Source organism: Streptomyces sp. NBC_01549, assembly GCF_026339955.1.
Lineage (GTDB): Bacteria > Actinomycetota > Actinomycetes > Streptomycetales > Streptomycetaceae > Streptomyces.
This window is the reverse complement of the sequence record NZ_JAPEPW010000003.1, coordinates 805,258-820,126: the sequence shown is the minus strand read 5'-3', so window position 1 is coordinate 820,126 and position 14,869 is coordinate 805,258. Positions and strand designations below refer to the sequence as shown.

General features: G+C 69.7%; 10 protein-coding genes. 2 read left to right on the top strand and 8 right to left on the bottom strand.

The window, feature by feature from the left end:
- Positions 1 to 616: 616 nt before the first annotated feature.
- The 3 genes from OG819_RS50160 to OG819_RS50150 form a co-directional block, all read right to left on the bottom strand.
- Positions 617 to 2,686: a hypothetical protein gene (locus OG819_RS50160; protein ID WP_266656388.1), complete on the bottom strand. Its 2,070-nt coding sequence runs from the start codon at positions 2,684 to 2,686 to the stop codon at positions 617 to 619.
- A gap of 97 nt (positions 2,687 to 2,783) precedes the next feature.
- Positions 2,784 to 3,110: a hypothetical protein gene (locus OG819_RS50155; protein WP_266656386.1), complete on the bottom strand. Its 327-nt coding sequence runs from the start codon at positions 3,108 to 3,110 to the stop codon at positions 2,784 to 2,786.
- A gap of 648 nt (positions 3,111 to 3,758) precedes the next feature.
- Positions 3,759 to 4,970: a hypothetical protein gene (locus OG819_RS50150; protein ID WP_266656384.1), complete on the bottom strand. Its 1,212-nt coding sequence runs from the start codon at positions 4,968 to 4,970 to the stop codon at positions 3,759 to 3,761.
- A gap of 395 nt (positions 4,971 to 5,365) precedes the next feature.
- Between OG819_RS50150 and OG819_RS50145 the strand changes: the two genes are divergently transcribed.
- Positions 5,366 to 6,499 carry an IS630 family transposase gene (locus OG819_RS50145; RefSeq protein WP_323139456.1) on the top strand — a complete coding sequence of 378 codons (1,134 nt, stop codon included), beginning with the start codon at positions 5,366 to 5,368 and terminating at the stop codon, positions 6,497 to 6,499.
- A gap of 743 nt (positions 6,500 to 7,242) precedes the next feature.
- Here the strand turns inward: OG819_RS50145 and OG819_RS50140 are convergent.
- Positions 7,243 to 7,656: a hypothetical protein gene (locus OG819_RS50140; protein WP_266656380.1), complete on the bottom strand. Its 414-nt coding sequence runs from the start codon at positions 7,654 to 7,656 to the stop codon at positions 7,243 to 7,245.
- A gap of 920 nt (positions 7,657 to 8,576) precedes the next feature.
- Positions 8,577 to 8,801: a hypothetical protein gene (locus tag OG819_RS50135; RefSeq protein ID WP_266656378.1), complete on the bottom strand. Its 225-nt coding sequence runs from the start codon at positions 8,799 to 8,801 to the stop codon at positions 8,577 to 8,579.
- A gap of 819 nt (positions 8,802 to 9,620) precedes the next feature.
- On the opposite strand from OG819_RS50135, the gene OG819_RS50130 reads away from it, so the two are divergent.
- Entirely contained in the window at positions 9,621 to 10,037 is a 417-nt protein-coding gene (locus OG819_RS50130) for a hypothetical protein (protein ID WP_266656376.1), read from the top strand.
- On the opposite strand, the gene OG819_RS50125 is transcribed toward OG819_RS50130, so the two are convergent.
- The 3 genes from OG819_RS50125 to OG819_RS50115 form a co-directional block, all read right to left on the bottom strand.
- Complete coding sequence (locus OG819_RS50125; RefSeq protein ID WP_266656374.1) at positions 9,955 to 10,686, bottom strand: IS5 family transposase; 732 nt, start codon at positions 10,684 to 10,686, stop codon at positions 9,955 to 9,957. The genes OG819_RS50130 and OG819_RS50125 overlap by 83 nt on opposite strands.
- A complete protein-coding gene (locus OG819_RS50120; protein WP_266656372.1) occupies positions 10,647 to 11,783 on the bottom strand; it encodes an IS1380 family transposase in 1,137 nt (378 codons plus the stop codon). Before OG819_RS50120 ends, OG819_RS50125 begins: the two co-directional genes overlap by 40 nt.
- A gap of 125 nt (positions 11,784 to 11,908) precedes the next feature.
- Positions 11,909 to 12,628 carry a hypothetical protein gene (locus OG819_RS50115; RefSeq protein ID WP_266656370.1) on the bottom strand — a complete coding sequence of 240 codons (720 nt, stop codon included), beginning with the start codon at positions 12,626 to 12,628 and terminating at the stop codon, positions 11,909 to 11,911.
- Between the last annotated feature and the right edge of the window lie 2,241 nt (positions 12,629 to 14,869).

Below are 14,869 nucleotides of genomic sequence, written 5' to 3'. Positions count from 1 at the left end.
CGATCCACCAGCTCATACACAGACGGGCCGCGGACCCCGGCAGGGACGGTACGGGACCCAGCCGCACCCCATGACCGGCGATCCTCCGGAACAGCACCACCACCGGACCCGTCCCCGGCCCGCCCGGCACCGTCTACGGACCCGTCCCCGGCCCGCCCGGCACCGTCTACGGACCCTTCCCCAGACCGCCCGGCACCACTACCGGAGCCGTCCCCGGCCCGCCCGGCACCACCACCGGACCCGTCCCCGGCCCGCCCAGCACCGTCTACGGACCCGTCCCCGGCCCGCCCGGCACCGTCTACGGACCCTTCCCCAGACCGCCCGGCACCGTCTACGGACCCGTCCCCGGCCCGCCCGGCACCACCACCGGAGCCGTCCCCGGCCGGGGTCCGCCCGACGGACACCTCCGGACTCCGGGCCGGGCCAGGACTCGCGTCGGCCGCCCGCTCCGGCCCCACGACGGCCTGCCCGCCCACATCGGCACCCTCACCCGGCCCGCTGCGAACCGTGCCACCGGACGAGGACACCCCGCCGGCCCGGTCCGACCCGCCGACCCGGTCCGACCCGCCGGCCGGTGCAGACGCGGCAGCACCCTCCCGCCCGGGAACACCACCCGTCACCGACGGCCCGTCCGAGCCACGCCCGGCAGCAAGGACACCAGAAGAAACAGAGGCACCAGAGGCACCGGAGGAAACAGGGGCACCGGCAGCCGACGGCTGTGGCCGGCCCTCCACGGTCCCGCCCGCCCCGGCCGCCACGGTGGACACCCCGCCGGCACTCTTCGGATCAGCGCCGGAAACACCCCCGACGCCGGCCCCCGCGACGCCGGCCCCCGCGGCACGGACCACGCCGGACACCGCCGCCCCGCCCGCACCCCCGCCCTCGGTCCCAATGACCGCACCAGAGGACCCCACACCCGCCGCGGTCCGCACCGCAGCCGGAACAACACCAGCAGCACCGGCGCCCGAGACACCGGCAGGGGTACCGGCACCGGCAGAGACACCGGCAGGGGTACTACCGGCACCAGGCGCGGTACCAGGAGCGACAGCGGCGGGCTCCGTCCCGGGATGTTCGCTGCGCAGCACGGTGTGGAAACCGGGCAGTCCACCGGGCACGGCCGCGCCACCCGCCGTGACCGGCCCGGTCGCGGACGTCCCGGCTCGCGGCGGTCCCGATTCGGCCCGAGCCTGCCCGGACGCCGTGACATCCCCGGCCCCAGCCCCGGCCCCAGCCCCGGTCCCGGGAGCGGCGACCGGACCCGTCCCGCCCGCCGCCACCGGCCCCGCCTGCGCCTGCGGCGGCCGGCCTGGCCGGCCAGGCCGGAGGGGACATCGGCATTCACGGGTACACCGGACGACGCGAACCGTGACGCGCCGGACGAAACCCCCGACCCCGTTCCAGCCGACCCCGTCGTTCCCGTTCCAGCCGACCCCGCCCCCGTTCCCGGGACCGTCAACCCGGCTCCCGGCGCCTCCGGTTTCTCCTTCGTGTCGCCGGTCTTGAGGTCCAGCTCCGAGAACCCGCCACCGCCCTCACCATGGGGGATGTCGATGTGGGGAACGTGGATGTGGGGGCGTTCGGCCATGACACCGACCGCTCCCGAGATGAAACCCAGTCCCAGACCACCGTTGTAACCCGAGGCCGCGTTACCGATGACCGTGGCACCCAGCCCCGCCGCCCCGCCCACCGCGGCCCTGGCGGGCAGCGACCTCAGCCCCGCGGCACTCTTCCACTCCGTGAAGTTCTCCGTCTTCCACGCCGGCCGCGTAACCGCCGGCGGCGTCACCCAGCTCGTCATCTCCGCCCGGACCTCGGCCACACGGATGACCCGCTCCGGGCCCTTGAGGCCCTCCGCGTCAGCCCTGCGCGCCCCGGACTTCTCCCCCAGCCTGCCCACCGCGGACTGCACCCCATGGATCAGACCCGCGCCCAGCACGCCACCGGCCACACCCGTCAACGCGCCGAACGCCGTGGCCTGCGTGTTCCACGACTGCCGCACCCCCGCCGCCATCTGACCCGCCTGGATCCCCACGTCCAGACCCACGTTGAAAGCCGTGCCCGCCAGCGCGCCGTTGACCATCCTGCCGCCCAGCTCACCCGCCGAGCGCGCCACACCCTTGTCCACACCCAGCCGCTCCAGCAACTGCGCGATCCGGCTCGCGGAAGCCGCACCCGCCGCCTGCAACGCACGCGAGAACGACGCACGCGCGGCCACCGAACGCAAAATCCGGCCCAGCAGCGTCCTGGCCACCACCGCCGCCGCGGCCTCCACCGCCTCGATCAACGCCGCAACACCCGGCACCCACGACCACGGCAGCAACGCCGCCAGCTCCGCCGCCAGCCAGATCATCACCCCGATGATCATCAGCTTGCCGTACTGGATCTCCGCCGCGGTCGACTTCGCCGAATCCCCCAGCGCGTTCGCCGTCTCCACCAGATCCGGTATCACGGCCGACAGCCGGTCCAGCAGATCCGTCATCGCGTCACCGGCCGGACCGGTCGCACTGGCAGCCGCACCAGGAATCACACGCCGCAACGCCTCAAGGATCTCAGCCAGCAGCCGGGCCGCCTCCTGGTCCAGCTGCCCCAGCTCCCACAGGAGCCCCTCCTTGACCTTCGGCCACTCACTACCCACCACGATCTTCGCCAGCCCGGCCAACGCCCCCGGCACCTCGATGGTGTCCACGCTCAGCTCTCCCTGAGATCAGCGGCGATCTTCCCGGTCGTCTCATCCACCCGCTGGAACACGGCCAGCGCACCAGGCACCTCGATGGTGTCCACGCTCAGCTGTCCCTGAGATCGGCGGCGATCTTCCCGGTCGTCTCATCCACCTGCTGGAACACACCCGCCGTGCCGTGCGCCGCGTCCGCCGAACCCGCCCCCAGCGGACCCAGACCCTGTATTGCCTCCACCAGCCCCTGCTGAGCCGGCAGGAAACTCTCCCTCAACTGCCGGCCCTCCTCACCATCACCGAAAACATCCCCGTCGCCCAGCTCCCGCGTCCGCGCCCCGAGCCGGTCCGCGACCTCCTTCCACCGCTCACCCAGCTCACCCAGAGCCGCCCCCACCCGGGCCACCCCCTCAGCGTCATTCCTGACCGTCTCGCCCATCACCAACCACCCTTTCCGTCAACGCCCCGGCCACCCCACGAGCCACAGCGAAGCGGACCAGCGACGACACAGCGTTCGCCCCCACACCCCGGAGCACATCCCCAACCCAACCGCTCCGGCCGCCACCAGCCCACCATCCCGGACACAGCCTGCCCTTCCGCCCCCCCAGGAAATACCCCAACAGGCCCGCGGTCAGGCAGGGGCGTCACGAATTTACGGGTTACTTCAAGTAATTGGGTTCATTGATGCGACATGGGACGTTTTGATGAGCTGCTCAGTCCGTGGCGGGCGAAGTTGGGGCCGAAGGCCATAGCCGCCGAGCGCGGGCGTCGCATCGAAACAGCCGGCTCCCGCCTACGGCTAATGCGCCGCCCCTGTCCTGCGCACCCGACTGTCTCTCGCAGCGGAGCCCGACGCCGCCCCGGAACCCCCGCGCTCTGGGCGCCGGGTCATGAAGGCCATGATGACCGGAACCACCCAGTGGTTCCCGGTGTCCTTGCGGGTGTGAGGGTTCGGCTCCCTTCACTCCCACCACTACGCGCCTGGAATCTGCGAGTACTGCGGAGTGCTCTGCGGGGCAGTGGCAGCGGTCCTCGCATCGATGGGCACGCGCCTGCGCTCGGAGAAGATCGGGATCGCGGGGAGGGCTCAACCATTCGTCGGCGCCGCTGAGTTCGGCTCCCTTGACGCCCCTGCTCCGTCCGCCGTAGGTCGCGCTGTTGTGCCCGGAAAAGGAGGCTGAAAGAACGCGCTCAGCATGCCCGTGCGTACGACCTCGAAGCTCTCGTCCCGTCGCCAGTCGGTGAGGGCGCGACTCAGTTGCCGCACAGCTCGGCGACAGGCGTCCGGGGCGGCCGTGGCAACCTCGCTCGGGCCGAGTTCCCGGAGAAGGACGGCGTTGCGCGCCCCGGCTTCCACGGCCAGCGGCGCGAAGCGAACCCCGGGAGTGAACATCACCACATCTGGGTCACCGGCCTCCAGGAGCGCCGTGCGGCGCCCGCCGGACGAGAGGATGACGAGATCCGTGTTGCCCGACCGTCCCGACCATCCGGTCATGGTGCAGGCGAACCAGTTTGACGCCGTGACCGTGCCGCCTGTCCTGTACCGGGCCAGGTCGCTTTGGTCGAGCTCGGTACGCAGGGTCACAGGCCCGGCGTAGGCGGGAAGTCTGTGCAGCCCCGACGCCAGCAGTCGGCCGAGTTCCTGAGTCGCGGTGCGGCCGGCGCCGGCCTCGGAAAGAAGGATGGGAAGGTCCCCGTCCCGCAGAAGGTACAGACGCAGCACTGCCAGTTCCACGACCGGGTCCCCGGATGACTGATCGCCACGCAGGGCCGGGTGCCGGCGCACCAGCTCCGCGGCGAAGGCGACGCAGGAGTCGTATTGTTCGCCCCATACGGCCCTGAAGTGTTCGGAGACGGTGAGGGGAGCGGCTCGCGCGGTTTTTGGCCGGGATGGCTCGTGCCGCTCGGAGCCGACCCGTGCCATGGCGGTACCCGTTCGGTCAGCCGCGTCTCGGACGGTGGGTCGGATGTCACCGAACGGTTCAGGCTCGTTTCGGCGTGCCGCCGAGTGGATACCGGTCACCTGGAGAGGGACCGTGTTGTCGGCGGCCACTTGGCGCGCGATGTCCTGGGCAAGTTCCCGCAACGCTGAGGCGGTCTGGGGGTCCCCGCTGTCGTACAGGACCATCTCGTTCGCCTCGTCCATCGGCAGGGAATGCGGCTCGGCGTCCACGGGCTCGACGGCGTTGCGTACCCACAGACCACAGCGCAGCACCTCCACCACAGCGTCGGGCCCGTGCTGGTAGACGCCGGGACGGATCAGGGTCAGGGTGTCGACCGGCCACCGGTGATTCGTCACTACCGGGGAAGTGGGTCCGCCATCCTGCGACGGCGGGAAATGGGCAACCTCCCGGGTCATCAGTGTCCGGCCCAACGTGCCGTCGGGGCGCACTACGACGACGGGTTCCTCGGTGGGGATGTGTGCCGTGGAACTGACGGGCAGCCCGGTGTACGACCGCACTGTCGCTCCCACCGCGGCGGCCAACGCCTCCCCAAAGGCGGTTCCGGCCGGCAGAACGACCGGGCCGAAACAGGTGAACCAGGTATGGGGCCGCAGGTGTTCTGGCAGCCCTGTCCAGAACCGGGCGATGTCCGCAAGGGGAACGGCTAGTGCCGCATCAGGCAACGTTCGCCCTGTCGTGACGCGCCGTCCGGGTGCTGTACCGGGCAGCGTGTGGCTGTCAGGGTGTGTCGGTGGCAGAACGAGTACGCGTGCGTGAAATCGATGACGACGAGGGCCGGCGGTTGTTGCGGATCATCCGCAGGGGCACCGGGTCGGTGGTGACCTGGCGGCGGGCCCAGATGGTGCTGCTGTCCGCACAGGGCATGCCGGTGGCGAAGATCGCCGAGGTGTCGTTCACCAGCGACGACCGGGTCCGCGATGTGATCCACAACTTCAACACCGACGGCTTCGACTCGCTCTACCCGAAATACAAGGGCGGCCGGCCGAAGACGTTCACAGTCCCCGAGCGCCGCGAGATCAAGAAGATCGCCAAGTCCAAACCCACCGAGCACGACCTGCCCTTTTCCACCTGGAGTCTGACCAAGCTGGCCGATTTCCTGGTCGCCGAGGGGGTGGTCGACGACATCAGCCACGAGGGCCTGCGCATCCTGCTCCGCGAGGAAGGCGTCTCTTTTCAACGCCTGAAGACCTGGAAGACCTCCCGCGACCCGGACTACGCCATGAAGAAGGCCCGCGTCGAACACCTCTACGCGATCGCCGACGGCGAGGTCATACCTGAGGAGGGCGAGCCCGAAGTCATCTTCTGCATGGACGAGTTCGGGCCGCTCAACCTGATGCCCCACCCAGGCCGGCAATGGGCCGAACGCGGAGGCAAGCACAAGGACCCCGACCGCGAACCCCGCCGCAGGCGGCGGGCGACCTACAACCGCTACGGCGGAGTGCGGCACCTGTTCGCCGCACTCGACCTGGCCAAGGACAAGCTCTACGGACACATCAAGCCGGTCAAGAAGCGCACCCAGTTCCTGGAGTTCTGCCGCTACCTCCGCAGCCTCTACCCGCCCAAGGTCCGCATCGCGATCGTCTGCGACAACTTCTCCCCGCACCTGACCACGAAGAGATGCCAGCGGGTCGGCACCTGGGCGACGGCGAACAACGTCGAGATCGCCTACACCCCGACCAACAGCTCCTGGCTCAACCGTATCGAGGCCCAGTTCACCGCCCTGCGCTACTTCACCCTCGACGGCACCGACCACGCCGACCACAAGCAACAGGGCAGCATGATCCGCCGCTACATCATCTGGCGAAACCGCCACGCCAACGACAAGCGCCTACGCACCGTCGTTGACAGGGCGAACGTTGCCTGATGCGGCACTAGCGAGCCGGGAGCGCCGACGACCACGGTGAGTGCCTCCGGTCTGCTTCGCAGACGCGTCATCAGAAACGAGCGGTGCGTGCGGAGGGAGTCCGATGCCACGCTCGGACGCAGCCAAAGGCCGGCTGCGAGGGGTTCGGCGTGCGTCCACTCCGATATGTGGGCAGGCAAGTCGCCGAGATCGCTTTCCCAGACGGGGTGAGGAAAACGCCATCCCATCCATTCGGTGTCACCGGTCGGAGCGTAGCGGGTCCATCCCGAGCCTCTGTCCGGACTGACGAACAGGGCACCCTCAGCGGTAGGCCATGGACGACCGTCCGCAGTCACCACGTCCCGTCCTGTCCGGACGGCCAGCCACTGCGCGGCCCGCGCGCTGCCACCGACAGGCGTCCGGCCGAACAGCAGCCGCAGCCCGGTCTGCCCGGGCGGCAGAGCGCGTGCGACGGCGTCCAAGACGTCCGGGGAACCTTCCTCAGGAATGTCGATCACCACCACGGTGAACTCGGCGTCCCGAGCCAGGCCGGCGGCGTACATCCAAGACCGGTGATCGAGCGCGCCGACAGGATGAACGAGCCAGGCTTCACCGGCGCGCCGGGGCCACCATGCGGGGCGTCCTCGGCGATTTCCGGGCGCTTGGCGGCGGTGCTGTCACCGATGCGTCGGTCGCTTCTCGTGTTCCGTGGGCATGCTTCGGTGGAGCCGCAAACGCGGTGCGCTCCGCCCCCGAGCGCTGGCTCAATGGCCGGTGCCCGTCTGCCAGAGCACGGTGTTTCCGAGCCGGATCTGCACGTTGCCGTCGTAGGTGATCGCTAGGACCGCTCCCGGATTCCCGCTGGTGTACGACGACCAATGGACTTTGTGCTGCGCGTCATAGATCGCGAGGAGGCCGTCGTTCTGGAACACCGTTTGGAGATCGGAGCCGGAGGTATGCGTCGCCCAGCGTGTCACCTGTCGCTCATCGGTGACGACAAGGTCGCCGGAGGAGGTCATGGTCAAAGTGGCCTTGCCGTACTCGATGGACTGGCCTGGTTGGATGACCGCAGTGGCTTGGATGACGTAAGGGTCTGCCGTGGAGGCCGGTGCTGAGCTGGACGTCGGCGTCTTTGCAGGGTGCGTCTGCGCGGTGGCGGGCGGGGCGTGCGTCACCACGGGTGTGGAGGCCGGGGTACTTTTCACGCTGGGCTGTGCGGAGGCGCTCGCGCTGTGAGACTGCGAGGGGTGGGCGCCGGTGTGGGATGGGTTGGCTGAGGGCGAAACGTCCGCACCGGGCGGCGTCCCAGTCGCCTGGTAGGGCTGGACGCTTCGCGCCGCCACCGCTTTGCCCGGCTCGCCATGGTCCGCCCGGCTGGATACCAAAGTGGCGGCTACGACGATTCCCGCGCACGCGGCGGTCGTCAGGGCGGCTGCTCGTACGCGGCCGCGTTTGCGGGACGTCTTCTCGGCTGAGGCGTCGCCGCCGTCCGGTCCGAGGAGCACGGAGTCGCTTTCTGGCTCCAGAGCCCGGAGGGGGAGTTGGAGCATGGTGGAGCCGTCGGCGAAGGATGTGTCGGGGGACACCGGGCCGTGTGGCTCAGTGGGCCGGTCGGCTGAGGTCGTGCTCTGATCGGCCGACGGGTGCCGCGCGGAAGAAGAGGCGCCCGTCCCCCCGACCTCGTCGACCCAGGGCAGCGCCTCTCCCCACAGAGTCGGCTCGCCGACGGTGTGCTGATTCGTCAGGGAACTTTCCGCGCCAACTGCCGGCTGGTGTACCTCGTCCGGCCCCGGTGCCTGGTTGACACTCATGTATCTCACTTCATCATCGCGGTCCGCTGCCCAACCTGTCAGCGGATGTGCATAGCAGCCTGAAACGCACATGTACCTGAAACGCTTCGTTCCAACGTTCTTACGACCGCTCTGCGCGGAGACCGAAGCAGAACAGCGGGGCGAAGTTCGGTGGATGAGAGACGACAAAACGTGCGAGCGAGGCGCACGCTAACACAGGAGGTGAGCGCATGAAATACTCGAAAGTGCGCGGAACCTGCCCAGCAGTACCCCCGAGCTCTGCGACCTCAACCAGACTCTGAACGTGATTAGGGCGGGACCGTGATGCTCGGCACCGGCTGCCCGACCCGCGTCCCTGACAACGGCGTCGCGGCGATGCAGAACGTCGACGTAGACGGGGTTCGGTCACTGACTTCGGCGTATTGGGGTCCGTCCGGTCTGTCGAGAGTAAGCCCCGCCCCGGCGAGGAATCCGCCGGGGATGCCATACCGGTACTGCAGCGCCTTCAGCCGCTTGCGGAGCAGAGTCTCCAACTCGTTCAGGGTACGGCAGCCAGGTTGGCCAGGCTCTGCTTGATGTGCGGCCACAGGCCCTCCACCGTGTTGAGGTCGGGCGCATACCCGGGCAGCGGGACCACTGTCAGTCAGTCCCGTCGGCAACGAGCGCCTTCATGGTCTGGGAGATGTGCGTGCTCAGCCGGTCCCACACCACGATCAGTGAGGTCTTCAGAGGTCGTTCTCTTTCCGAACCCCATGTGCGGATGTCGCTGGTCAGATATGGGATTACATCTGTCACGGAAGTCTCGACCCGTTGCCGGTCGAGATGCTGCGGGGGTGGCGGATGCCGTGACCTGTCGGTGGACTACCAGGCGTTGATGGCCACTGCCCTGGACCCGGGAGCCGATGGGCTGGGCGCCCGGCGGGCAGCGGTGGTGCTGGGCTGGGACAACCCCAAGGGATCAACCTCATCACCGTCGGCGTCCCTCACGCCGGACACGGCAGCGCCACCTCCCGGGTCCGGGGCCGAGACCACCACGCCTTTGACGACCAGCGCCGAAAGCCCAGCAAACACCGTTCCCATGTAAGTGCGTTGTGGCAAAGGGAGTCCCTGTTCGATGAGCAGGGGCTTCTTCGTGTGCGGGGCATGATCGCGACGGGGTAGGGGAGGCAGCGGACGGCGTGTTGTGGATCGAGGAGGGTGCGATGCCGTCGGTGCTGGGGTTGATGGAACGGCGTGAGGCGCGGGCGAGGCAGGATCTCGAGTCCTGGACGGAGGTCCTGGAGCAGGCTCAGGCGGAGGTGGATGCCGCGCGGGAGTGAGTCGAGCGGGCCCGGGTGGGGCGTGAGGAGCTCGTGTCGGTGCTGGCGGAGGAGAGCACGGTGAATATGCCGGTTTCCGTGCCTTCGGGTGGTGAGACGGCTGCCGCCGTGGGATCGAGCGGCCCCGGCGCGGGGCATGGCGAGCGGCCGCCGGTGTGGCGGTCGGGCATGGGTGAGGAGGTGCTCAGCGGCCTGTACCGGGAGGTGTTCGCCGCGGTGGTGGCTGCGTCGGGGCCGGTGAACGGGGTGGAGCTGACGCGGGCGGTGGGCCGGGAAGCGGAGATCAAGAACGAGGTGGAGAAGATCCGTCACCGTGCCTACGTGCTGGAGAAGCGGGGCTGGCTGGTGCGGGCGAAGGACGGACGGTTCATGCCCGCGCCCGCAGCAGTCGGCCGGGGCGCTTCTCCGGCCAGTGCGGAGCGTCCCCGGCCAGGCGCCGGGACAGCCTGATCACGGCGGCCCACCACACCATCTGGGCGTGGTGGTCGGGGCGGCGTTCGTGGTCGCGGTTGAGGCGGCGTGAGCGGGAGAGCCAGCTCAGCGTGCGCTCCACCACCCACCTGCGGGCCAGTACGACAAATCCGCGTCGCCCGTCAGAGCGGCGCACGACCTCGACGCGCACTCCGTGGCATGCGAACGCCTTCGCCAGCGCCGGACCCTGGTAGGCGCTGTCGACCCACACCAGCTTCAGCAGCCGGCCGGGCTGGTCCATGAACGTCTCCAGCAGCGCGGGGGCGGCCTTGGAGTCGTGCACGTCGGCCGTGGTCACGGTGACCTCGAGCAGCAGACCGTCGGTGTCGGTCAGGACGTGACGCTTGCGCCCGTCACGTGCCTTGCCGCCGTCGTATCCGCGACTGTCCTCGCCGACGGTCTCGGAGGCGTCCACCGACTGACTGTCGATGACTCCCGCACTGGGCTCGGCGTTGCGGCCTGAGCGTTCCCTCGCCGTGCGGCGCAGGCGTTCGTGCAGTTCCCGCACGTAGTCGCAGGCCCGCCAGCGGCGGAAGAAGTCGTAGACCGCCCGCCAGTACGGGAAGTCGACCGGCATGGCCATCCACTTCACGCCGTTGTCGACCAGGTAACGCACAGCGTCGAGCATCTCACGGTGGCAGTACGCCTCCGGACGCCCGCCCTGTCTGAGCAGCCAGGCCGGCACCGGCACGGGCTGTCGGTGAAGAGGGCGTGGTGGCGCCAGACGCCGAACAGTTCGGCCTGCCCCTCGGGCACGCTCTTGGGGTTCAGCCGCTTCACGCGGCGCACGATCAGCCGGACGGTGGTGTGGTATGCCTTCTTCTTGCTGGTGAAGGCAGTGAAGGGGACTTCGGCGATCTCGGCGTCGGAGATCCAGCGTTCCTCCCGGTCGTCCCAGACGGCGGCGGTGTACTTGATCGGCGCCCAGGCGTCCTCGGCGATGTGTGCGATGGCCTCGCGGATCTTCTTCCTGACCGCGACCGCGAGCGAGAACCGTGCGCCGGCCTTGCGGCAGACCTCGACGACCTTGTGGGAGAAGTACGCGGAGTCGGCGCGGACGATGATCTGGGCGGTGATGCCCATCGCCCGCACGGTGGCCAGCGCCTCGCGCAGCAGACTGGCCGCACCCTTGCCGGAGTTGGCAGAGCCCTTGCGCAGCCTCGTTGCCACGATCACCGGCGCGCAGGTGCCCGTCTTGACGGTGACGATCTGGAAGTGCAGGCCGCGCTGTCTGGTGTAGCCGAACGAGGCGCCCTGCTTGGCTGGTCCGTAGACCTGCTTGACCTTGGAGTCGATGTCCACGAACACCACCTCGTCTCCGGTGGGGACCAGGCCGGTGTGCGTGGCGAGGTTGCAGGTGAACGCCCGTGCGGCTGACTGCAGTTGGCGTACGTGTCCCCAGGTGAAGGCGCGCAGGAACGTGCCGAGCGTGGAGGGCGCACGCACCCCGCCGAACAGGCGGGACAGGCCACCGTGGCGAAGAACGTCCAGGTCCTCGATGCTGTCCGCCCCGGCGATCATGCCACCCACGATCGACAGGGCCTTCGCGTCGGCTGCCGTACCGGCACCGTTGGCCGCGCCGGTGAGCTTCACCTTCTCGGCCACCAGCCGGGGCAGCCCGCACCGCTCGGCCAGCCGGATCATCGGGACCAGCCCGGCATGCGCGATCAGGTCCGGGTCGTCGAAGGCGGCGAACAGGGCCGCCGGGCTGTGGGAGACTTTCACTTACGAGGTGCCTTGCTTCGTGGGACTGATGAGGGTGTAGGAACTCCCATCATCCCAGGTCAGCGGGCACCTCTTCTTATTTCGTCGTCCACAGACCGACTATCGCGCGGTGGATCCAGGCTGAGTTAGTAGGAGAAGCCATGGGAAGTGCGAATTTTAACATCTTCACCAACCAATTCTTTCGCGAGAAAAAAAGCGCCGCTCGCGTCCCAGAGATAGTACATGCGAGCCCGGTAAATGTACAGCGCCGATTCGGCAACAAGTGGCTCAGAAGTGCGCAATTCGGCGAAAGTGAAGGGGTATCCTCGATTGCCCCCGAATTCGGTACTTGGGATATAGGGCGACTCTGGCTGGAGAATCTCTTTGTATGTTTCGTTCCCCTGGTAGGCTCTGTTTATGTTCTCCCGAGAGACTTCGATTATCCAATCAGGAACAGGCCAGCTGGAAATGTCTCTCGTCAGTGGCGGCAGCGAATTCATGGTAACGAAACCGGAGTAACTCGATTTCCATTGCGATGCAAAGCGTTCCCTTCTTTGGGATGCCAAAGTTGAGTCTGTTTCTGTCTGAGCGACCCTCAGGTCGTCTGGGAGAACTCCAGTATAGTCACGCGTGTACCATTTCGTGTCCGGCAGCGGACTGTCGGTACGGTCGCCCTCTACATCGCCCGGCATTTCCCCCGCATCCGGTCTGGGTGTCCCCGCCGCACGGGCATCCTGCCCGTGCGGCGCACGGGCAGGATGCCCGCTCAGCGGGACCTGCCGTCGGCTTATTTGCGTCAGGCTGCCGACAGCTCCGGACACGCCGCGTTGAGCTTGGGCGGCTCGCACGCCGTAGACAAAAGTCATCGCGGTCGTCGCCGAGGGGCTAGCACCTTCCTGGGAGCTGTGGGTCTGCCGGAACCCTGCGGCGAAGAAAGGACGACGCCAGCCTCTCGCCGGCAATCTGCTTGAGCCCGCCGACTCGCTCTCCCGCTGTACTGACACTTCATTGGAACCACGACCCACTGCCCGACCCGCGTCACGCATATCCAGCGATGAACGACGCCCGCTTTCGCCGACGCTGCTACTCTGCCGCTCTTCACCGTCGTCCGATGGCCTGAACGGCGAGGAAAAGAAGTTCCCAAGACGCCTGCCCACCCCGCCGCGCAGACGTGGCGTATGGAATTCGTCGGGCCCGAAAGGCCCGCCCGGCGCGGGTGAGGGCGCACGCCAGTTCGACGATCCACTCTGCGCGGGGGAGGGCGCACGCAGGCCCGAGGACCCGCCCGGCGCGGGGGCGGGCGCATGTCGGTTCGGGGGTTGGGTGTCGGGTGCGGCGGGCGGGTACCAGGCCCGTGGGCCCGTCCCACTGCCGCTCGTGCCGCTGTCCCGTCCCGGGCGGGGCGCGGGGCTCTGTCTCCGGGTGTACACGGCATGGTGCTGGCCGGCCGGCACGCCGGCGGCGTACACCGACTGTCCCGCCGCGGACGAAGGACGCCGCACGCCCGCACCCGCCGCCGCACGGGCATCCTGCCCGTGCGGCGCACGGGCAGGATGCCCGCTCAGCGGGAGATACCGGCCCTCTTCCCCGGTCCCGTTCCACCCGCCGCCCGGGCCGCCGCCCGCGGGCACCCCCGGGCGGGCGGGCCCGGCGGACAGCGGGTTCGGCGCGGGAGAGGGCGCACTCCTGCCGGCCCCCCCTGCCGCCGGGAGCCCTTGGGGACCAGCAGCGGCCCGGCTGCCGGAAGGCCGTCCGCCCAGGCTGGGATGCTGGACCTGGGCGGCAGAGCCCGGGCGCTGCGGGGCCGGGGGGAAGGAACCGGCGGGGCGCGACGGGCCGGCGTCACCGTAGTAGTTGCTCGTGCGGCGGTCCGTTCCGCCCGGCAGGAACCCCGTCTCACGCGCCGTTCCGTAGGTCGAGGCAAGCTCCCGGGACCGGAGCATTGCCGCCTGCTCACCCTTGGTCGCGTAGACATCGGCGACGAGTTTGATCATATGATCCAGCAGGTCACGCCGGCGGGCAGCCGCCGACTCCGGCGCATCCCCCATCGACAGCAGACCATCGTGATCCATGTTCACCTGTCGCGCGGCCCAGACCAGCTTTTCATCGGACAGTTTCCCTCGTGCGTCGATTGCGGCCAGGATGGACTTGTCCGCATCGGTCAAGCCGCTGGGCCCGGCCGGGGACGCGGCCCGCCCTGCGCCGGCCGGCGGCGGCGACCTGAAGTCCCCTACGGCGGGAACCGGGCCACCGGACGGATCGCCCCCCGCACGCCCGGGCCGCGAACGCTGTGCCCAGCCCTGGGCCGCAGTGCCGTGCGAGGAAGGGTCATCACCGGATCGGGCACCGCTTCCGCCGGGCGGACGCGTCAGCGGATCCCGTCCGGCGCTCTCCCCGGCTCCCGGCTGCTCGGCGTCCGGCGCGCGGTAGGGACGAGCGGTGTGCCCGCCGGTGCGGGCCCCCGCACCCGCGTGTGGTGCGCTTGGACGTGTGCCGCCGGACGCCGCGGCGCCGTCGGTCCGGGCCGGTGTGCCGGGGTCTTCCCGTCCGGGGCCGCCACGCGTTGCCGGGGACCGGTCCGGGACATGCCCGGCGGCAGGAACCCCGGAGGTGACGGAGGTGACGGCCGTCGGTGACAGCGGCCGGCCCGCCGCGGCCCCGCCGGCCGAGGCCGTCCTGGTGGTCTCGCCGGCTCGTCGCGAGCCCGGGCCGGAGGCGCTCTTGCCGCCGACGGCGTCGGTATGCGCAGCGCGGTCCGGGCCAGGTGTTCCCGGCCCTCGTGTGCTGCCGTCCCCGGCGTCGGTGGCCGCGGTGGCGAGCCCCGCCGCCCGGCCGCCGGCACCCACCGCCCCGGCCGGGACCACGCCGTCGCCGTGCGCGGGACCAGGTCCGGGCGGGGGCCCTGCGGCACCCCTCGTGCCGCCCTCGCCCACCGACCCGGCACCCAGGGGTGAGTCACAGCCGGGGACAGGCGCTGTCCCGCCGTGTGCCGTCATCCCACTGCCGGGCCCCCCCGGTACCGCCGCCGCGACGACCGCGTCCGGCTGGGGCCGGCCGGTGCCCCGGAAGAGATCCGGCCTTCCGGCTACCGCGGGCACCGCCGACGC

Coding starts and splice junctions, on each gene's coding strand:
- OG819_RS50155 (WP_266656386.1), bottom strand. CDS start 3,110: ATGGGCGAGACGGTCAGGAATGACGCTGAGGGGGTGGCCCGGGTGGGG.
- OG819_RS50125 (WP_266656374.1), bottom strand. CDS start 10,686: ATGCTCGACGCTGTGCGTTACCTGGTCGACAACGGCGTGAAGTGGATG.
- OG819_RS50115 (WP_266656370.1), bottom strand. CDS start 12,628: ATGACTTTTGTCTACGGCGTGCGAGCCGCCCAAGCTCAACGCGGCGTG.